Below are 19,721 nucleotides of genomic sequence, written 5' to 3' on the forward strand. Positions count from 1 at the left end.
AAATGCGACTGAATTCGCAAATAGAACGCATACAAAAATTATCAGATTTTTTATTGACATGATGCTTCTCTGGAGAACTTCATTTGTACCATCTTTGTTAAAAAATCCTGACAAGCATTGAGTTGCGAAATGGATACATATTCATTCGCACGATGTGCCTGCTCAATACTTCCCGGTCCACAGACAATCGTCGGGACACTTGCTTTTTGGAACAAACCAGCCTCAGTGGCATAGGCTACTTTTAATTGTTCCTGTTCACCAGTAATCATTCTTGCCCATTGGCTAAGCTCAGCGTCCACTGGTGTATCCAGGCCGGCGGTTGCCGCAAGTCTGTCGAGCCTGATATTGGCCGCTGGATTTTCTTTCTTCATCCGCGGCAGCAAATGCTCATCGATATAATTGCTGATTTCGCCACGAATCTCATTCGCATTATCTTCAGGCAAATTACGAAATTCAAAAATAAACTCACACAGAGCCGGAATAGTATTGTAAGCGTTTCCACCATTGATCAGATTAGTTGTCAAACTCGTACAGGGCATGTCGTAGTGCCTGTCCTGATTACCCGATTGCTTGAAACGATCGGCCATCCTCCTGATATGGCAAATTAAATCAGCAGCATATTCAATCGCATTACAACCCTGCTGGGTTAAAGAGGAATGGGCTGCAATACCATGCACACTGCAGCGGAATGACTCCTTTCCCTTATGTGCAATGACAGGCCGCATGCTGGTTGGCTCGCCAACGATACAAGCCAGGGGCTTAATGCCCTGATTGCTGATATGGTCAATCATAAATGGAGCTCCTAAACAGCCTACTTCTTCATCATAGGAAAAAGCAAAATGAACAGGATGGCTCAACTTCATTTCTTTAAATCGGGGAAGCATTGCCAGGGCCACTGCGATAAACCCCTTCATATCGCAAGCGCCTCTCCCATAAATTTTTCCATCAATTTCAGTGGCCTCGAACGGATCGGTTTCCCATTGCTGTCCATCAACAGGCACTACATCGGTATGGCCAGAAAGAATAATGCCCCCTTCTACGCTGCCATTAACAGCCGGCAAGCTAGCGAATAGATTCGCCTTTGGCTGCTTACTGTTATGAATAAGACAGGAATGAAGGCCATGAGACTCCAAATAACTCTGCACAGAGTGGATTAGTTCAAGATTGGAATTTCTTGAAGTGGTATCAAAAGCAATTAAATGGCCAAGCCACTCAGAAACATTCATAATTAAGTCCTTGCAATTGGAAAGCAGCTAAAGAATGGGTTAACATGCTTAAGCGTCCTTATAAAATCACTTAATTTTCAAACTATTTAAGCCATCAGTCAACGAAAAAAACAAATGAGCAAACGAATCTATCATCAGCTTTATTTTAAAGTTCTCCTTGGCATTTTTTCAGGAATTCTTCTGGGATATTTTTTACCCGCCCTTGCAATTAAAATGCAGCCCCTGGGGGGATGGATTCATTAAACTAATCCGAATGATGATTGGGCCGATTATTTTTGTCACCATAATCACCGGGATCACTCAGGCAAATGATATAAAAGAGGTCGGACGTATAGGAATTAATGCGATTCTCTACTTCGAACTGATCACTACGTTTGCTCTGGTAATTGCTATCTTTACAGCTAAGTGGCTTCAGCCCGGTGCTGGTATGAATATCGACATTACGAATATTAACACCCAGGCGATTTCCTCCTATGTGTCCCAGGCACAGCAGTTCGACTCAACCCACTTCTTTCTCAACCTGATACCGGACACGCTGATATCCGCATTTAGCAAAGGGGATATTTTGCCCATTCTTTTGATCTCTTTGCTGACAGCCTTTGCCATCATCCGATACCGAAATCTGCCGAATCTGATGAACAACCTCAGCGAGCTATCCTCCCTGCTGTTTACCATGGTCAATCTGATTATGAAACTGGCGCCAATTGGTGCTTTTGGAGCGATGGCCTTTACCGTCGGCACCTATGGGATCGACACACTTTTTTCACTAGGTAAGTTATTACTTACTGTCTATCTCAGCTGCTTTCTGTTTATATTCATTATATTGGGTAGCATTGCCCGCCTGAATGGTATTAGTCTCTGGCGTTTCCTAATCTTTATCAGAGAGGAGCTTCTGATAGTTCTGGCTACCTCTTCTTCTGAAGCTGTTTTACCGCGAATGATTAGCAAGCTGGAAAAACTCGGCTGCGAAAAATCTGTAGTCGGGCTTGTACTTCCTACTGGCTACTCCTTCAATCTGGATGGCACCACCATTTATTTAGGTATAGCCACCGTATTCATTGCCCAGGCATTTAATATTGATTTGAGCATAAAAGATGAGCTTCTTTTAATGCTTATTCTAATGCTTACCTCAAAAGGCGCGGCTGCGGTTACTGGCGGCGGTTTTATCGTTTTAGCAGCCACCCTGTCTACCTTGCACACACTCCCTGTTGAGGGCTTGGTGTTAATTTTAGGAATTGATCGTTTTATGTCGGAAGCCCGTTCTATTACCAATCTGATTGGAAATGGAATTGCCACAATTACGATTGCCAACCTGGAGAATGAATTTGACCGTGAACAGGCTGCCAGGCTTTTAGATGATAAATTATCGGTTTAATTGTATTAATTCAGCTTCATCTTTATCAAAAATAGCCCTTTGCTTTGTGAAAAAGGGTAGTAGATTATCAATTAACCTTCATGTACAATTAATTTTGCTTTTAGTCTATAAAGGCATTTGGATTGATAGATTTAACTAAAATAAGGAAGTTATGATGAATGTCATTGATACACAAAACTCTTCTCAAACAACACGACAAGAGCAAGGTCTCCAGGATTTGGTTTACAGCCTTGTGACTCGCTTTCTGGCTGAAAATAAAACTAAATCCATAACTGATCTCTATGACATGATTCTTTCTGAAGTCGAACCACCTCTTTTAAAAGCCGTAATGGAAAAACGCCGTGGCAATCAGCTGCAAGCTGCCAAGATGCTGGGAATAAGTCGTGGTACAATCAGAAAAAAATTGCAACGTTACTTCGGTACAAAGTATTTTCGCCTAACTGACGAGTAATACTCCCTCCTTGATTGTTCAAACCCACGCCATACCTTGATTACCCCATGCTTCGCAGGGGTAATCAAGGCTTCTTCCAACTTAAGCCGAGAGCAATAGCTTATTGACGCGGCTGACAAAATCAGCAGGATTGTCCAAATGACCGCCCTCTGCCAAAACGGCCTGTTCAAATAATACGGTAACCCATTCGCCGAACCAGGAATCATCCTCGACGCCATGCAGACGCTTAATTAATGCATGATGAGGATTGATTTCAAATACTGGTTTGGAAACAGGTACCTGTTGGCCTGCAGCCTGCAGAATCCTTTGCATTTCCAGGCCCATATCCTGTTCATCGGCAACAATGCAGGCTGGTGAGTCAGTCAGGCGGTGCGTAATGACGACATCTTTAACTTTATCACCCAATACCTCCTTGATTTGTTTAAGCATGGGTGTTAAGGATTCTTCCTCTTTTTTAGCCTCTTCCGTATCTTCAACATCCAAGTCGATTTTTCCCTTGCTAATGGATTGCAGCTTTTTGCCGTCAAACTCACTGAGATAACCTACCAGCCACTCATCAATCCGATCACTCATCAATAATACTTCAATGCCTTTTTTCCTGAATATTTCAAGATGGGGGCTATGTTTTGCAGCATTATAGCTGGAAGCAGTGATGTAATAGATTTTATCCTGTCCTTCCTTCATTCGCGAAACGTATTCAGTCAGCGTTACATTTTGTTTTTCAGAATTACTATGAGTACTGGTGAAGCGTAATAGCTTGGCAATAGCTTCCCGATTAGCAAAATCCTCAACGGGGCCTTCTTTAAGAACCTGGCCGAACTCATCCCAGAATTTCTGGTATTTTTCTGGCTCCTGCTCCGCCAATTTATCAAGCATGCCCAATATACGTTTAGTACAGGCAGCACGGATTGAATCAACCTGCTTGTTATCCTGAAGGATCTCGCGAGAAATATTTAAAGGGAGATCGCTGGCATCGATAATTCCCTTCACAAAACGCAAATAACGGGGCAAAAATTGCGCAGCATCATCTAGAATAAATACGCGTTTGACATATAATTTTAACCCATGCTTGGTTTCTTGCTGCCATAAATCATAGGGGGCATGAGAGGGGATATAAAGTAAGCTGATATAGTTATTCTTACCTTCGACATGATTATGTGACCAGCATAATGGCTCCTGGAAATCATGGGAAATATGCTTGTATAAAGTTTTGTACTCTTCATCGCTGATTTCAGATTTTTGCAATGTCCATAATGCCGTCGCTTTATTCACAGTTTCAAACTCAGACGACTCTTTCTCTTCATCGTCCGCTTTCTTCATGACAATTGGCCAACAGATATGATCGGAATATTTGGTTATAATACTGCGAATACGCCAGTCACTAGCAAACTCCAGATCCTCCTCTTTAAGATGGAGAGTAATCTCTGTGCCATGATGCTGTTTATTCTCCTGGGCAATCGTAAATTCGCCATCGCCTGTTGATTCCCAGACAATGCCGTCCTCTGTCTTTAAACCTGCACGACGGCTTTTAACCGTCACTTTGTCTGCCACAATAAATGCGGAATAAAAACCAACGCCAAACTGACCGATCAGGTGAGAGTCTTTTGCTTTTTCGCCAGTCAACTGGCTGAGGAATTCTTTAGTACCTGACTTGGCAATTGTGCCCAGATTACTAACTGCTTCATCCCAGCTCATTCCTATTCCATTATCTTTTATCGTAATGGTTTTTAATTTTTCATTGCATTCAATAGTGATTTTGAGGTCGGAATCTCCTTCATACAGGGATGCGTCGGATAATGCCAGGAAGCGTAGTTTATCCAGTGCGTCCGAGGCATTGGAGATTAACTCCCGCAAAAAGATTTCCTTATTTGAATATAGTGAATGGATCACTATATTCAACATTTGTTTTACTTCGGTTTGAAACCCCATTGTCTGCTGCTTGCTCGCCATTTAAGTCACTCTCCAGCTAATGATGTGTAATTGATAGATTGACTATGTCATTTGAACGCAGGTGGAAACCCATTAGACACAATAATCCGCACTGCCGGTTAATATAGGGCTTAGAATGCAAATTTCAAGAGCTTTAAACAAAAGATACAAGGATTTAATGAGGGACCGGTTTAACCTGACCCATTCCGACACGGGGCCGCTGCATGTAGATGGTGATCGCTTCGCTGGTATTTAAAACGTTACCCTCAGCGTCTACAATTTGAACGGCTATGGTATGGCTGCCGCGTTTCACATCATTCAATGCAAAAATTGTTGTAGCCTGCGGATCTCCCAATGGCTCGCCATCGTAAAGGATCTGGAGTAAATCGCCTTTTCTTAAATCAGGCTTAATTTCAATAATAATCGGCACATAGCCCTGATTATTTCGGATAGTCGCCTCATTCTGAGGCTGGCTGACGGCGAGATAGCTATAGGTCTCTTTCTCTTCCTCATCTGCCGGCTTTTCTATTTGTTCAGTTTCGGCGGGTTGATTGGTGGCGGGACTATATGTCTGTGCTTCAGGCAGTTCAATCTTCTCAGCCCCGGGATGCGGTTTATCTGTAAAATGGACATTGCCATTACTATCTACCCATTTATAGATATCTGCATGCACAACGTTGACAGTTAAAAATAGCAACAGCCCCCATCCATATTTCCACATGTTTATTTCCTGTTGAGTTTTCGTCTTTGCGAACAAAGTGAAGCAATCCAGTTTCGGTGCCACATTTCAACTCCGTTCTGGATTGCTTCGCCAGAGGCTCGCAAAGACGAATTTTAAAGACTATAATAAAGCTCAAACTCAAATGGGTGAACCAGACTGCGCACCAAGGCTATTTCAGCTTCTCTCAAAGCAATGTAGCTTTCGATGAAGTCTTTACTGAATACATCACCCTGCAGCAAGAACTCCTGATCCGCTCTCAAATGACGAATGGCCTCTTCAAGTGAAGAGCAAACTGTAGGTACATCCACCAACTCTTCGGGAGGCAGGTCATACAAGTCCTTGTCCATTGCCTGGCCTGGATGAATTTTATTTTGAATACCATCTAACCCCGCCATCATCATTGCCGAAAATGCAAGATAAGGGTTGGCCATTGGATCCGGGAAGCGAACTTCGATACGGCGCCCTTTGGGATTGCTCACATGGGGAATACGAATTGCCGCAGAACGGTTTCTTGCAGAATAAGCAAGAAGCACAGGCGCTTCAAAGCCAGGAACAAGCCGTTTGTAGCTGTTTGTAGCGGGATTGGTAAATGCGTTCAGCGCGCGCGCATGCTTAATGATACCGCCAATATAATAGAGCGCTGTTTCGGAAAGCCCTGCATACTTATCGCCAGTAAACAGATTCACCCCGTCCTTTGACAAGGACTGATGGCAGTGCATTCCGTTGCCATTGTCGCCTACCAGCGGCTTGGGCATAAATGTGGCGGTTTTGCCATAGTTATGCGCGACATTCTGAATAACATATTTCAGAGTTTGCATCTGGTCCGCTTTGTTGACCAGCGAATCGTAGCGGGTCGCAACTTCACACTGGTTGCCAGTCGCTACTTCGTGGTGATGGGCTTCCACATGCATGCCCAGAGATTCAAGGGTCAGGCAGATTGCCGAGCGGATATCCTGAGAAGAGTCAACAGGCGGGACAGGGAAATACCCCCCCTTGACCGATGGCCGGTGGCCAATATTTCCGCCTTCAAACACTTTATCTGAGTTCCAGTGAGCTTCATCTGAATCAATTGCATAAAAAGCCCCGTTAATGCTGGTTTTCCAGCGCACATCATCAAAAAGGAAAAATTCGGGTTCAGGGCCAAAATAAGCAGTATCGGCAATTCCTGTAGATTTCAAATAAGCTTCCGCTCTTTGAGCCAGGGAGCGCGGATCGCGGTCATAACCCATCATGGTAAGCGGGTCAACGACATTGCAGCGGATGATTAAAGTATTATCCTGGTAGAAAGGGTCAAGCAGAATATTGCTGCAGTCAGGTACCAGCGCCAGATCAGACTGATGAATTTTCTGCCAACCTTTTATGGAAGAACCATCAATCATTTTTCCATTTTCAAGAAAATCATCATCAATTGCTGAAACCGGAATACTGATGTGCTGCTCTTTTCCTATGGTGTCAGTAAAGCGCAGATCAACAAATTTTGCTTCGTGTTCCTTTATTGCATCAAATACTGCTTTTTTACTCATTGTCTTCTCCAAGATAGCCCTTCGTAAAGTGTAACCCAAGTGACAGATTAAAACTAATAGATTACACTCCCCAAAAGCAATTGAATGCAAAATAGTTATGGCAGCCTATCAATACCAGGCATTAAACAAATCCGGTGCAAATACCAAGGGCGTAATCGAGGCAGATTCCGAACGCCAGGCCCGTCAGCTTTTACGAGAAAAAGGATTAATCCCCACTCAAATCAAAGCTGTACATAAACAACAAAACCATGTTAAAGGGCGTCTTTCCGCCCAGGATTTATCATTACTGACCCGTCAGTTAGCGACCTTGCTCGCTGCCGGCATCCCTGTAGAAGAATCCCTGCAAGGAGTTAGCGAACAAACCGAAAAAGACAAGGCTAGAGAGCTGGTTATCGGGGTGCGGGCAAAAGTCCTCGAAGGTTACTCATTGGCCCAGGCTTTGGGGGAGTTTCCTCATGCCTTTCCTGAATTATACCGGGCAACAGTCGGTGCCGGCGAGCAAACCGGACGTCTCGACCTGGTGCTTGAAAAGCTGGCTGACTACACAGAAAACCAGCAGGAAACAAGACAGAAGATCCAGCAGGCTTTGATTTATCCCTCTCTTATGATTATTGTCTCAACTGCGATTATTAGTTTTCTCCTTGCATTCGTAGTACCCAAAATTATTGAAGTATTTACCAGCAGCGGCCAATCACTCCCAGAGATGACAAAACTCCTCATAACCCTGAGTGATTTTATTAAATCCTATGGCTTATACGTTCTTGGAGCATTGGCGCTTGCTATTTTTGGATTCAGGCGCAGCCTGAGGAACATCAAAATCAAAACTGCATGGCATCGGTTGTTATTGCGCCTGCCCATCATCGCCTATCTAAGCCGGTCGGTGAACGTAGCCCGTTATATTCATACCTTTGGTATTCTTTTTGCCGCTGGTGTCAGCGTTTTGGAAACCATGCGCGTTTCAGCAAGTCTCGTGACGAATCTGGTTATGCGCCAGGCTTTTGATGTCGCTGCCACCCGTGTACGTGAAGGGATGTCAATCAGCCATGCTTTAAAAGAAACAGGTTTTTTAAATCCAATGGCAATCCATCTGATCGCAAGCGGTGAAAAAAGCGGCCAGATCGCCACCATGATGGAGCGGGCTGCATCACATATGGATGCAGAAGTCCGCCGGCTGATTGATACGGCATTGACCTTACTTGAGCCCCTGGTGATCTTATTTATGGGCGCTGTCGTATTGTTCATTGTGTTAGCCACCCTACTCCCCATATTTTCAATGGAGCAGCTGGTGAGTTAGCCATGTATAGCCAGAATCATTTTTCATACGTTATAATAAAATTCAGACATTACCAGGAGCAGGTATGAAGTTTCAAAAGGGTTTTTCATTAATTGAAATTATGGTTGTAGTCGTGATTCTAGGTATTCTCGCCTCTATTGTTGTTCCCAAGATTATCAGCAGGCCAGATGAAGCGCGTGTTGTAAAAGCCAAACAGGATGTTCTTGCAATACAAAATGCCCTGGATCTGTATAAGCTTGACAATGGTTTTTATCCCAGCACAGATCAGGGCCTGATGGCTTTGGTTGAAAAACCGACAACCAACCCAGCTCCCCGCGATTGGAAGCAATACCTTAAATCTTTACCCAAAGATCCCTGGGGACGTGATTATCTCTATCTGAACCCTGGCGAACATGGCGATGTCGATGTGTTTACACTGGGCGCTGAAGGAGAGCCAGGCGGGACAGGGATCAATGCTGAAATCGGAAACTGGGATGCCAAATGAGCGGGGATTTACATTAATTGAAATACTGGTGGTTATTCTGATTGTGGGAATTGCAGCCAGTGTTACTCTTCTTGCCTTTGGCGATTTCGGTGCCAGCCGTCGAGTCCAGCTTAGCGCAGAGCAGTTTGTGACTTATCTTAAGCTGGTTCAGCAACGCGCCATCCTTGAAATGAATACACTAGGTGTTAATATCAATAAGGATGGTTATGGCACTTACCGTTTTGTGCAGGCAAAGACCTGGGAGCCAATGCCTGGCAAAAGCCTTTTTCATTGGCAAACATTCCCTAAAAGCATTCACGTTAGTCTCAAAACCACTATAAAAAACAATACAAAATCTCCTGATATCATTATCAGCCCAACCGGCAATCTGTCTGCTTTTACGTTAAGCTTTGGCACAGAAACAGAACCTGACTTGGTTAGTGTAATCGGGGCGCATAACGGTGAAGTGATTATCAGGCCAGGGAAAAAATGAAATCTCCACTGAGAAACACAGTTCAGGCGTTTACATTAATTGAAGTGTTACTTGCTTTGGCAGTCATTGCCATCTCGCTCACAGCACTGGTAAAAGCAACTGCCCAGGATGTAGCGCATACGCAACGACTTAAAGAAAAAATGATTACACAATGGATTAGTACACAGGGAATTGCCATGGTACAGCTAGGGCTTTTATCCGTCAGCACGACACAGGAGGTGACCCAGGTGACCACAATGTTTGGACAGCGCTGGTATTGGCGGGTCAAACTGGCTCAAACCCCAATTAAATCAGTACAACAATTAATTATTACTACCAGTAAAAATCAGGCTGGGCCGTTTACAAATCCAGTCATGGCGTTCAGATATGGAAATGAGTAATAAGCAGGGCTTTACTTTAATTGAAATTTTAATTGCACTGGTGGTATTCGCTGTTCTGGCGACCCTTACCTCATCCGCCATGTATTATGCATTCAACACGCGAAGCAGAGTCACTGAACAAGCTGAACGCCTATCTGAATTGCAGATGGCAATTATAATGATAGAAAGAGACACAGAACAGGTTATCACCCGTCCCGTGCGAGGTAATGAAATGCGTTTATTCCCCGCGTTTACAGGCCAGCCTCTCTATATTGAGTTGACTCGCGGCGGTTTAACCAATCCGTTTAGTGTTGAGAAAAAAAGCAGCATGAGCCGGGTTGCCTGGCTTTGCAAGGATGGTAAATTAGTCAGAAGAAACTGGGATGTGCTGGATACCACCAATCGTAATAATTATCACGATAAAACAATGCTGGTAAATGTTAAAACCTGTAAGTTTGGCTATCTGGATCAGAATCTGCAGATCTTATCCGAATGGCGGGAAGCCAATGTGACAAGCCCAGGCAATACACCTGTCTTGCCTAAGGCAGTACAGCTGAAAATAACACTTTCTGATTGGGGAAATGCCAGCTTCTTATTTATTTTACCAGAAGGATTGTATGCAAAAATTTCCTGATCCCTCAATACGATACAGGCGTAAGCAGCAATCCCTGACTCGTCGGGGCAGCGCCCTGATTTCAGCATTATTCATTATGACACTGGTAGCAATTGCTGCCACAGCAATGAGCAGCCGGCTGCAGCTGGATATTTATCATGCTAGGATTACAATCCAAAGTGATAATCTTTATCTTGCATCCCAGGCTGTAACATTTTGGGCAATGGGCGAGTTAAGCAATAAATCCAGACAATTTTCAGCCTCTGATGCCAATGGCAAACTATTGGATTTTCCTGCAAAAATGCAAGGAATTTATCCAGACATCCGCATTCAGGGCGGGCTCTATGATTTACAGGGACGCTTTAATCTAAATAATATTGCCGATAAACGCTATAACTTGTTGTTTTTTAATCTTCTGCAAGAAACCTTACCTAAGTTAAACAAGCCACAGCGCTTGGCAATCGCCGATGCCATTCAGCAATGGATTAGCCCTTATCAACCAGGACGCGGGCAAGATCAGTTTGTATCCTATTATTTAAAACAAAACCCCCCCTACTATCCAAGCCAGCAATTCATAACCAGTGTGACCGAGTTACGCTTAATAAAAGGGGTCGATGCAACTGTTTATAAGGCTTTAGAACCCTATACAATTAGTCTGCCAGAAATTACTACCATTAACTTAAACACAGCTACCCGGCCAGTGCTCGCCGCATTGGGAAATAATCTGGACAAAAATCAGGTTAATGAGATCATTGAAGCCCGCGGTGAAAAAGGGTTTACCAGTTTGAAGAAAGTAACAAAGTTGTTGCAAAAATTGAATATCCGTACCGAGCTTATTACCATTGAAAGTGAATTCTTTCTAAGCGTAGCTTCTGTAAGCGGCGAGGATTTAAATATGGTGAGCTATTCTATTTTTAAACGCCAAAAGAATAAAGATGGAAAGCTTTCGATTAGTCTGATTAGTGAAAGTATTAATAGCTTGTGAGAGCCCTGGGAGCTAAGATTTGGATCCCGAACAGGTCGCGGGAAGTCGAGGGTAGAGCATGGATGCTGCGAATGGTGCTGAGATCCTCACAAAATTGAACACACCATAGGAGTTCCCACGTACCGCGCTTTATGCGCGGTATCTATACAAGGAATCAGATTTCGCTACTCATCTTCCTGACCTTCAGGAACTGGCTTGGTATTTTTAAGAACATAATAAAGCTGATCCCCGGATTGTTTTTCGTTCGAAGTTAAACGAGGTTCCAGACGAGCTAATTCCTTCTTGGCCTGCTCATTGTTATTAATTGATGCCAGTTTTAACCAGGCATAGGCTTTAGAATTGTCTTGTGCAACGCCTAAACCCGCCAAATACAAATAGCCCAGTTTACCCTGTGCGGTCACATTGCCCTGTGCCGCGGCCTTGGTAAACCAATAAGCGGCCTGCTGATAATCCTTGTCGATACCATTACCGCTTAATAACAACTGCCCCAGTTCGGTCTGAGCCTGGGAGTGGCCCTTTTCAGCAGCCAACTGATACCAGTATGCCGCTTTTCTGGAATCTGCCGCGATACCCAATCCATTTAAATATTGGTAGGCCAGATAAGCCTGTGCGTTTCGATGCCCCTGAACTGCTGCTTTTGAAAACCAATAGGTTGCTGCAGCCTGATCCTCGGTAATGCCATATTTTCCAGTATATAAAAGCGCAATACTGTATTCGCCCTTCGCGTCCCCTTGGGAGGCAGCCTTGTCATACCAGTAAAATGCCTTTTCTACATCTTTATCAGTTCCCATTCCCATCATGTACTGATAACCCAGGTTAACCTGAGCCTTGGCATATCCCTGCTCTGCAGATTTTTTAAACCATTGAAATGCCTTTGCATCGTCAGGGTTCCTTACTCCATCACCGGTAGCATACATTAATGCTACATTCCGCTGGGCAATTGCATTGCCTTGCTCCGCGGATTTCATATACCAGTTAAAGGCTTCTTTATAATCCTGCTTCATCCCCTGGCCCGTATCGTAAAGAAAACCCAGACTTAACTGAGCGAGCGCATTATTTTTTTCGGCTGCTTTACGGTACCATTCTGCTGCCTTTCCAGGATCCTGATTTACGCCATAACCATATTGAAACATTCGACCCAGTAAATACATTGAGTCATCGTTCCCTTTTTCAGCAGATTGCACTAAGTGTGGATACGCGGTGGTGTAGTCACCATTTTCAAATGCAGAAAAACCAACAACTTCATCGGCGAATGCCAGATTGGTCACCAGGCACGCCGCCAAAATTAAAGAACGCATGGGCATGGACACTCCATGAAATAATCCCCCTATTAATACAAGAGTAGGACATGCCGCCCACAATTCAACCAATTTAATAACTTATAGCCAATATTTTTGATGGATTTACATGATATATTCCCGAACTCGCGGCGCAGCCCTTCGAATCCCCGCGGCTGCGACCACCGCCCCCCTGCACCGACCACCGCCCCCCCTGCACCGACCACCGCCCCCCCCTGCACCGACCACCGCATCCCCGCGGCACCGACCGCGGGGCCCACGGTGGATTCAAAAAAGAGCTCAGAAAAACTACAATCCTGCCAGAGCAACAGATTGAATGGACTGCTTATTAAATTGGGGCTTTGAATTAGATTTATTGGACCCCACGGTCGCAGCCGCGGGGATTCGACAACTTTTAATTCTCATGCACTTGTGTAGAATTCCAGACTCAGTCTTCTCACAATGCTTCAAATATTGCAGCTGCTCCCATACCTGTGCCGATACACATTGTAACCATACCGTATTTACCTTTAATTCTGCGAAGTCCATGAAGCAGAGTTGCTGTTCTTATTGTACCGGTTGCCCCCAGTGGATGACCCAAAGCAATTGCGCCTCCAAGAGGATTGACTTTCTCTGGCGGCAATCCCAGTGTTTTTATTACTGCAATTGCCTGTGCTGCAAATGCTTCGTTGAGCTCAATCCAGTCCAGTTGATCAAGCGTGATTCCAGCCTGCTTTAGTGCCAAGGGTACCGCAGCGATAGGTCCTATTCCCATCACTTCGGGGGCAACACCAGCCACAGCATAGCCTAAGAGTCGTCCCATAGGCTGCAGATCATATTGCTTGAGCGCCTGTTCGCTTGCCAATAAAGCAATGCCTGCCCCATCACTAGTCTGCGAACTATTTCCAGCAGTCACGCTGCCACGTGCTGCAAAAACGGGTCTTAGACGGGAAATCACATCATAAGATGTATCAGCCCGAGGTCCTTCGTCCTTGTCAATTAATCGCTTCTGCTGCTCAACTTCCAGTGTATTCAGATTAGCCTTTCGATCAATAATCTCAACAGGAACAATTTCAGAATTAAAATACCCTTTTTGCTGGGCAGCGATTGCTTTGGCATGACTTTGAGCAGCGAATTGATCCTGTTCTTCGCGGGAAACATTCCACTGCTTCGCTACATTTTCCGCAGTAATTCCCATACCATATGCAATGGCGACATGCTCATTTTCAAAAATGGACGGATTGGCTGTGTATTTATTTCCACCTAAAGGAACCATCGACATACTTTCGACACCTCCTGCCATTGCAAAAGAATGTTTGCCCTGGATAAGTGATGCAGCCGCTGTTGCAATACTTTGCACTCCAGAAGAGCAAAAGCGGTTAATGGTCATTGCGGGTACCGATTGCGGCATACCAGCCAGTAATGAAGCAATTCGTGCGACATTCATGCCCTGCTCGGCCTCAGGCATGGCACAGCCAATGACCACGTCACAAACAGTTTCCCAATCCACGGTGACGTTTCGATTTCTTAAAGCCTTAATCGTATGGGCCAGCAAATCATCTGGCAGAGTATGCCTGAATACGCCGCGAGGAGCTTTACCAACGGGTGTACGCAATACATCCACTACATAAACATTTGTCATTATCAAGTCTCCTATTAATTGCGCAATGGCTTCCCTGTTTCCAGCAAAGAGCTGATTCTTGCATGGGTTAATGGATTGCGTGCCAATTTCATAAATGCTTCACGTTCAAGCTTAAGCATCCAGTCTTCATTAACCAGCGTACCGTTATTAACATCACCCCCACAGATAGCAAATGCAAGCTGGCTGACAAGATAATAATCGTATTTAGAGATAAATCCGCCTTCCATCCAATTAACCAAACCCGCCTGCAGTCTGGCATAACCTTCTCTTCCAGCGACTTTAAAAACGCCGCCTCGAATGGGTGGCTGATAATTATTTGCCAGTAGAGATTCCATTTTTGCGAGTGCTGCAAATAATACCTCGTGGCTATTCATGACCCAGGTATCAGTGGCTTTCAGATAACCTAATTGCTGCGCGTCCATAGCACTTCCAGCAACAGCCGCTGTAGCAATTTGCTGAAAATAAGGGCTTAGAAATACCATTAAATCCGCATCCTGCGCTTTTTCTGCAGCGCGCATAGCCATTTCTTTTGTTCCGCCGCCAGCAGGAATTAGACCGACTCCCGCCTCAACCAAACCAGGATAGGATTCAAAAGCAGCAACAACAGCATCACAGTGCATTAACAACTCACAACCACCGCCCAAAGCACGCCCTCGTAACGCAGCAATTACCGGAATGGGACTGTATTTCAAACGCAGGACCGTTTGCTGGAACTGTTCCAGCATTTTTTCCAATGCGTCAAAATCATTGTTCTGTATCAGACCACCAACCCCCTTCAGATCGGCTCCTGAACTGAAATTTCCAGCATCATGCTGATAAACGATAAGCCCTCGACAATGTTTTTCAGCGACATCCATTGCTGCTGCAAAACCATCGAGTACTGCCTGTCCAATTGTATTTGACTTACTTTTGAAGGAAATTAAACCAATATCATTTTTGAAGCGTGATAAAGTCAGCCCATCGTTTTCAAATAATTTATCCAGTTTTTCGGGATGCTCTGTTAAAACAAGCTCAGGGAAATATTGCTTGTGATATACAGAAAGCGAGCTTCTCGGAATAAAACTCATGCTCTGAGGAGAAAAGGCGCCGCCCTCATGATAGAATTGATGCACGCGGGAAAGCCATGCGGGCAAATCAGCCTGGCTCATTGAAGAGCCTTTCGCTATCGCTTCTCTTATCGACGTCATCATAGACTCAAGTCCCGCCTGTTGCCAGGTTTCAAACGGGCCCTGTGCCCAGCCGAATCCCCAGCGAATGGCCAAATCGACATCGCGCACATTATTAGCAATTGATTCAAGGTGAAAAGCACAATAGTGGAATAGATCAATAAAACATGCAGCCAAAAACTGGGCCTGACGGTCTTGTGAGGAGAGCAAGGCTGCCATACGCTTCTGGGGTTCCCTCTCAGTCATAATTGATTTAAGTTCCGGGCTGACTTCACCAGCAGAAGGACGGTACTCCTCTGTCTGGCGGTCAAAAACCTCGATAACTTTGCCTGCTTTCCGGTAAATCCCCTGTCCTGACTTCTGACCAAGATGACCTTGCTCAATCATTTTTTCCAGCCAGGAAGGCAGCACGAAACGACCATGCCATGGATCATCTTTGAGCTGCTCATACATTGTATGCACAACATGCTGCATTGTATCCAGGCCTACAACATCCATCGTTCGGAAAGTTGCCGACTTGGGGCGCCCCAATAAAGAACCAGTAATGGCATCCACCTCATCCAATCCAATCTGCATCGCTTCAGCATGATGTAAAGTGGCTAATAAAGAGAAAACACCTATGCGATTGGCAATAAAATTCGGTGTATCTTTGGCATGGATTACGCCTTTGCCCAGATAACTTGTTAACCAGGTTTCCAAATGTGTTAATAAAGTAGTTGATGTCGCTGAAGTCGGAATTAATTCAGCAAGATGCATATAGCGAGGTGGATTAAAAAAGTGTACGCCGCAAAAACGTTCATGCAATGAAACAGGCAATACGCCCGCCAGAGCATTAATGCTTAATCCGGATGTGTTGCTAACCAGAATAGCTTTCTCATCAAGAAATGGAGCAATCTTCTTATAAAGCGCTTCTTTCCAATCCATTCTCTCGGCGATGGCTTCAATAATTAAATCGCAGGATTTAAGTTCTTCCAAATCCTCATCATAATTCCTGGCCATTAACTGAGCTGCAACTCTGGCAGTCCCTAAGGGGGCTGGCTTCAATTTAGCGAGGTTAGCAATTGCTTTTTCAACAAGGCTGTTTTTATTCGTATCTTTCGCCGGCAAATCATACAAGAGACAGGATATACCGGCATTAACGCAATGGGCAGCGATTTGTGCTCCCATGACACCGGCGCCCAAAACGGCAATTTTTTTTATATAAAATGGTTCCTGCATAATCATATCCTTTTATCAGATTGAGTGATTGGCCTAAACGACCTGTTGAAAGCTTAAACGCCAGTTATAATCCTGGCCTGTCGGGAAACAACCCGACGGCCTGGATGCATACGAGTATTGAAGAATTTCAGGATAAATTAAACTTAATACCTTGGGCAAGAGGCAGCTCATTTCCCCAGTTAATGGTATTGGTTTGACGACGCATATACGCCTTCCACGAATCTGAACCAGACTCCCTGCCGCCGCCGGTTTCTTTTTCTCCGCCGAAGGCACCGCCGATTTCAGCACCGGATGTGCCAATATTGATATTAGCGATACCACAATCACTGCCCATTGCACTGAGGAAACGCTCTGCATGTTTAAGATTCTGAGTAAACATGGCCGAGGAAAGCCCCTGCGGTACGCCATTTTGCAACTCAATCGCTTCTTCGATACTGTCAAAAGGCATGACATATAAAATAGGCGCAAATGTTTCTTCCTGAACCACATCCCAATTGTTTTCAACATCAGTGACAAGCGTTGGCTGAACAAAATAACCTGCCCGATTTAGACTGTCCCCTCCTGCTACAATTTGTCCGCCTGCTTTTTTAATGCGTGAAATGGTTTTGCTGAACTGAGATACGGCCTGCTCATCAATTAAAGGGCCCATTAAATTTTTCGGATCCAATGGATCGCCTATGGTTATTTGCTCATAAGCATGCTGGAGTCTTCGTACTACTTCTTTATACATGGACTGGTGGACAAATAAGCGTCTTGTAGTGGTACAACGCTGTCCAGCGGTTCCTACAGCACCGAAAACAATACCTGGAATCGCCAGATTAAGATCGGCGGACTCGTCGAGAATAATCGCGTTGTTCCCCCCCAGTTCCAGAATTGTTTTGCCAAGTCGGGCAGCGACTTTGGCAGCCACTATTTTGCCTACTGCAGTTGAACCGGTGAATGAAATTAAGGGAATACGCTTATCTTCAACCATCGCATCAACCACATCATGGCTTGAAGGGATAAACAGGCTGAAAATTTCCGGGCAATTATTGGCCTTTAGTACTTTATTGCAGATGTTTTGCACCGCTACAGCGCAAAGCGGGGTTTTCGCAGAAGGTTTCCATAGGGTCACATTCCCACAGATGGCTGCTAAAAATGCATTCCAGGACCAGACAGCAACTGGAAAATTAAAAGCAGAAATCACACCTACCACACCATAAGGATGCCATTGTTCATACATCCGGTGGTTGGGACGTTCTGAATGCATGGTATTACCATAAAGCATACGGGACTGGCCGACTGCAAAATCAGCAATATCAATCATTTCCTGAACTTCACCATCGCCCTCTTGTTTGGATTTGCCCATTTCAAGGGAGACCAGACTTCCAAGCCAGTCTTTATGCTCTCTTAGAGCCTGTCCCATTTGCCGGATAATTTCTCCCCGCTTCGGTGCGGGGTACTTACGCCAGGCCAGGGCAGCTTCTTCAGCCCGGTTCATAATTTTTTGATAGTCATCCATAGAACAGGCAGCGACTTCAGCAATTTTTTCTCCAGTAGCCGGAGAATAGGAAATCAGCTTTTCACCTTCACATTCGCTCTGCCAACCCTGGCCGCTATATGCGCCGGCATTTGTATCCTGGATGCCTAAATGCTTCAAAAAATCCATTAATTTCTCCTAAGCGTAATATTTACCAAAGCGATTGGACAGCACGTCGGTCAAATGGAACTTTTCCTGGAGGACAAATCCATGGTATTCATTAGCCTGTCCCAGAACCAAATCCACTACCGCACAAACACCCGATGCGGTACTGACCTGAATAGCTGACCACTCCAGGCCCAGAATATTTTCTGGATAGACCTTTTTGACGTAGCTTTTCTCAGTTAACTCGCCGTGCTTAATTCCTTCAACAGTCACATACACAATAACAATATCCTGATAGGTTTTAGGAATAGCCTTTTCCAGAATACGTTTTAATGTGCCCCTGTCTTCATTTAGTTTTAAATCATTCATTAACAGACGCATTTTTTCGCAATGCCCCGGATAGCGCATTGTTTTATAATTCAGGGTTTGAATTTTTCCCCTGTAAAGATCGGCCAGACTGCCTAATCCACCGGATGTATTGAATGCTTCATACTCGCAACCATCAATCTGAATGGATTCCAGACCTTCCAGAGGCTGGACAACCACTGGCTTGCCTCCTTCAATCCCATAGCAAGGGTTTCCATATTCATTAATGACCCCATCCGTAGACCAGGTTAAGGAATAGTGAAAGGCATTATTTGCGCGCTGGGGCAAGGCGCCTACTCGAAGTTTTGCATGAAAACACTCATCGAACTCCTGCATCAGGCTATTCGCTGCAATGCTGATGAATCCAGGGGCAAGTCCGCATTGCGGAACAAACGCAGTTTCAGCACCTTCAGCAATTTGCTTGACTGCATCGGTTACTGAAGTATCTTCAGTGAGATCAAAATAGTGTGCTTTTGCAAGTTTGGCCGCTCTGGCAACATGCGTATTCAGAAAATAAGGGAGGCTTGAAATGACAGCAACGATTTTATTTTTTTCAATATAGGATTGGGTTGACTCTTCATCAGTAACATCCAGTGCGACCGTTTTGACCTGCGGCATTGTTTGCAGCAAGCGCGTCACATCTGTACCAGAAAACTCCAAATCTGCCAGGTGAATCTGGTAATCCTTGCTGCTCGCCAGTAAACAAGCGATGAGACTTCCAATTTTACCTGCACCTGTAATCATAACATTATACATAGTTATTCCCTTCCGTTTGAAAACAGTTGTTCATCCTACACAAATAAAACCAATTTGCATACCTTTGAAAAACGATTTTTATGTAGTAATAACAACCCGGATATAATGATCAAAAACAAGACAAGTATAGACGGTTCATCTTAAACTGCGTGTCATTTACTCAAATTATTTTTAGCTATGTTTTTCTGTCTGCTGCCTGTCCGGCCTGCCGTCAATCATGATGAGCTTGCTTAACGGCCA

The 19,721-nt window shown here is 44.6% G+C and carries 17 protein-coding genes; 8 read left to right on the plus strand and 9 right to left on the minus strand.

What is annotated here, in order from left to right:
• Positions 1–50: 50 nt before the first annotated feature.
• On the minus strand, positions 51–1,226 hold the full coding sequence (argE, locus tag DYH42_RS07725; RefSeq protein WP_058522782.1) for an acetylornithine deacetylase: 1,176 nt from the start codon (positions 1,224–1,226) through the stop codon (positions 51–53).
• 157 nt (positions 1,227–1,383) lie between these two features.
• Between argE and dctA the strand changes: the two genes are divergently transcribed.
• Together dctA and DYH42_RS07735 are read left to right on the plus strand one after the other, a co-directional pair.
• Positions 1,384–2,601, plus strand: a complete 1,218-nt coding sequence (dctA, locus tag DYH42_RS07730) for a C4-dicarboxylate transporter DctA (RefSeq protein ID WP_162263082.1) — start codon at positions 1,384–1,386, stop codon at positions 2,599–2,601.
• 154 nt (positions 2,602–2,755) lie between these two features.
• Positions 2,756–3,052: a helix-turn-helix domain-containing protein gene (locus tag DYH42_RS07735; protein ID WP_058522783.1), complete on the plus strand. Its 297-nt coding sequence runs from the start codon at positions 2,756–2,758 to the stop codon at positions 3,050–3,052.
• Between the two features lie 81 nt (positions 3,053–3,133).
• Here the strand turns inward: DYH42_RS07735 and htpG are convergent, their stop codons facing one another.
• From htpG to glnA, 3 genes are all read right to left on the minus strand, one after another.
• Complete coding sequence (gene htpG / locus DYH42_RS07740; protein ID WP_058522784.1) at positions 3,134–5,002, minus strand: molecular chaperone HtpG; 1,869 nt, start codon at positions 5,000–5,002, stop codon at positions 3,134–3,136.
• Between the two features lie 154 nt (positions 5,003–5,156).
• On the minus strand, positions 5,157–5,702 hold the full coding sequence (locus DYH42_RS07745) for a DUF4124 domain-containing protein (RefSeq protein WP_058522785.1): 546 nt from the start codon (positions 5,700–5,702) through the stop codon (positions 5,157–5,159).
• Positions 5,703–5,815: 113 nt separating this feature from the next.
• Entirely contained in the window at positions 5,816–7,225 is a 1,410-nt protein-coding gene (gene glnA, locus DYH42_RS07750; protein ID WP_058522786.1) for a type I glutamate--ammonia ligase, read from the minus strand.
• Positions 7,226–7,322: 97 nt separating this feature from the next.
• Here glnA and lspF point away from each other — a divergent pair, with 97 nt between their 5' ends.
• The 6 genes from lspF to gspK all read left to right on the plus strand — a co-directional run bounded on the left by lspF (position 7,323) and on the right by gspK (position 11,432).
• Positions 7,323–8,519, plus strand: coding sequence for a GspF family T2SS innner membrane protein variant LspF (gene lspF / locus DYH42_RS07755; protein ID WP_058522787.1), 1,197 nt, complete (start codon positions 7,323–7,325; stop codon positions 8,517–8,519).
• Between the two features lie 64 nt (positions 8,520–8,583).
• The gene (gene lspG / locus DYH42_RS07760) at positions 8,584–9,003 is read left to right on the plus strand and encodes a GspG family T2SS major pseudopilin variant LspG (protein ID WP_058522788.1); all 420 of its coding nucleotides are present in this window, start codon (positions 8,584–8,586) and stop codon (positions 9,001–9,003) included.
• Positions 8,993–9,475, plus strand: a complete 483-nt coding sequence (gspH, locus tag DYH42_RS07765) for a type II secretion system minor pseudopilin GspH (RefSeq protein WP_065232789.1) — start codon at positions 8,993–8,995, stop codon at positions 9,473–9,475. Before lspG ends, gspH begins: the two co-directional genes overlap by 11 nt.
• A complete protein-coding gene (gene lspI / locus DYH42_RS07770) occupies positions 9,472–9,855 on the plus strand; it encodes a GspI family T2SS minor pseudopilin variant LspI (protein ID WP_058522790.1) in 384 nt (127 codons plus the stop codon). The genes gspH and lspI overlap by 4 nt, the downstream gene beginning before the upstream one ends.
• Positions 9,848–10,468, plus strand: a complete 621-nt coding sequence (gene lspJ / locus DYH42_RS07775; protein WP_058522795.1) for a GspJ family T2SS minor pseudopilin variant LspJ — start codon at positions 9,848–9,850, stop codon at positions 10,466–10,468. Before lspI ends, lspJ begins: the two co-directional genes overlap by 8 nt.
• Entirely contained in the window at positions 10,452–11,432 is a 981-nt protein-coding gene (gspK, locus tag DYH42_RS07780) for a type II secretion system minor pseudopilin GspK (RefSeq protein WP_065232787.1), read from the plus strand. Before lspJ ends, gspK begins: the two co-directional genes overlap by 17 nt.
• Positions 11,433–11,596: 164 nt before the next feature.
• On the opposite strand, the gene DYH42_RS07785 is transcribed toward gspK, so the two are convergent.
• From DYH42_RS07785 to DYH42_RS07810, 5 genes are all read right to left on the minus strand, one after another.
• Positions 11,597–12,730 carry a tetratricopeptide repeat protein gene (locus DYH42_RS07785; protein WP_058522797.1) on the minus strand — a complete coding sequence of 378 codons (1,134 nt, stop codon included), beginning with the start codon at positions 12,728–12,730 and terminating at the stop codon, positions 11,597–11,599.
• 436 nt (positions 12,731–13,166) lie between these two features.
• Positions 13,167–14,351 (minus strand): acetyl-CoA C-acyltransferase, encoded by a 1,185-nt coding sequence (locus DYH42_RS07795; protein WP_058522733.1) that lies wholly within the window; start codon positions 14,349–14,351, stop codon positions 13,167–13,169.
• 14 nt (positions 14,352–14,365) lie between these two features.
• Positions 14,366–16,735, minus strand: a complete 2,370-nt coding sequence (locus DYH42_RS07800) for a 3-hydroxyacyl-CoA dehydrogenase/enoyl-CoA hydratase family protein (RefSeq protein WP_058522732.1) — start codon at positions 16,733–16,735, stop codon at positions 14,366–14,368.
• Positions 16,736–16,862: 127 nt separating this feature from the next.
• The gene (gene amaB, locus DYH42_RS07805) at positions 16,863–18,383 is read right to left on the minus strand and encodes an L-piperidine-6-carboxylate dehydrogenase (RefSeq protein WP_058522731.1); all 1,521 of its coding nucleotides are present in this window, start codon (positions 18,381–18,383) and stop codon (positions 16,863–16,865) included.
• A gap of 9 nt (positions 18,384–18,392) precedes the next feature.
• Entirely contained in the window at positions 18,393–19,481 is a 1,089-nt protein-coding gene (locus DYH42_RS07810) for a saccharopine dehydrogenase family protein (protein WP_058522730.1), read from the minus strand.
• Positions 19,482–19,721: the final 240 nt, after the last annotated feature.

Source organism: Legionella birminghamensis (genome assembly GCF_900452515.1).
GTDB lineage: Bacteria > Pseudomonadota > Gammaproteobacteria > Legionellales > Legionellaceae > Legionella_C > Legionella_C birminghamensis.

Excerpts from the sequence above, each read along its gene's own strand:
- argE (WP_058522782.1), bottom strand. The coding sequence starts at position 1,226 with ATGAATGTTTCTGAGTGGCTTGGCCATTTAATTGCTTTTGATACCACT.
- DYH42_RS07735 (WP_058522783.1), top strand. The coding sequence starts at position 2,756 with ATGAATGTCATTGATACACAAAACTCTTCTCAAACAACACGACAAGAG.
- htpG (WP_058522784.1), bottom strand. The coding sequence starts at position 5,002 with ATGGCGAGCAAGCAGCAGACAATGGGGTTTCAAACCGAAGTAAAACAA.
- DYH42_RS07745 (WP_058522785.1), bottom strand. The coding sequence starts at position 5,702 with ATGTGGAAATATGGATGGGGGCTGTTGCTATTTTTAACTGTCAACGTT.
- glnA (WP_058522786.1), bottom strand. The coding sequence starts at position 7,225 with ATGAGTAAAAAAGCAGTATTTGATGCAATAAAGGAACACGAAGCAAAA.
- lspF (WP_058522787.1), top strand. The coding sequence starts at position 7,323 with ATGGCAGCCTATCAATACCAGGCATTAAACAAATCCGGTGCAAATACC.
- lspG (WP_058522788.1), top strand. The coding sequence starts at position 8,584 with ATGAAGTTTCAAAAGGGTTTTTCATTAATTGAAATTATGGTTGTAGTC.
- gspH (WP_065232789.1), top strand. The coding sequence starts at position 8,993 with ATGCCAAATGAGCGGGGATTTACATTAATTGAAATACTGGTGGTTATT.
- lspI (WP_058522790.1), top strand. The coding sequence starts at position 9,472 with ATGAAATCTCCACTGAGAAACACAGTTCAGGCGTTTACATTAATTGAA.
- lspJ (WP_058522795.1), top strand. The coding sequence starts at position 9,848 with ATGAGTAATAAGCAGGGCTTTACTTTAATTGAAATTTTAATTGCACTG.
- gspK (WP_065232787.1), top strand. The coding sequence starts at position 10,452 with ATGCAAAAATTTCCTGATCCCTCAATACGATACAGGCGTAAGCAGCAA.
- DYH42_RS07785 (WP_058522797.1), bottom strand. The coding sequence starts at position 12,730 with ATGCGTTCTTTAATTTTGGCGGCGTGCCTGGTGACCAATCTGGCATTC.
- DYH42_RS07795 (WP_058522733.1), bottom strand. The coding sequence starts at position 14,351 with ATGACAAATGTTTATGTAGTGGATGTATTGCGTACACCCGTTGGTAAA.
- DYH42_RS07800 (WP_058522732.1), bottom strand. The coding sequence starts at position 16,735 with ATGCAGGAACCATTTTATATAAAAAAAATTGCCGTTTTGGGCGCCGGT.
- amaB (WP_058522731.1), bottom strand. The coding sequence starts at position 18,383 with ATGGATTTTTTGAAGCATTTAGGCATCCAGGATACAAATGCCGGCGCA.
- DYH42_RS07810 (WP_058522730.1), bottom strand. The coding sequence starts at position 19,481 with ATGTATAATGTTATGATTACAGGTGCAGGTAAAATTGGAAGTCTCATC.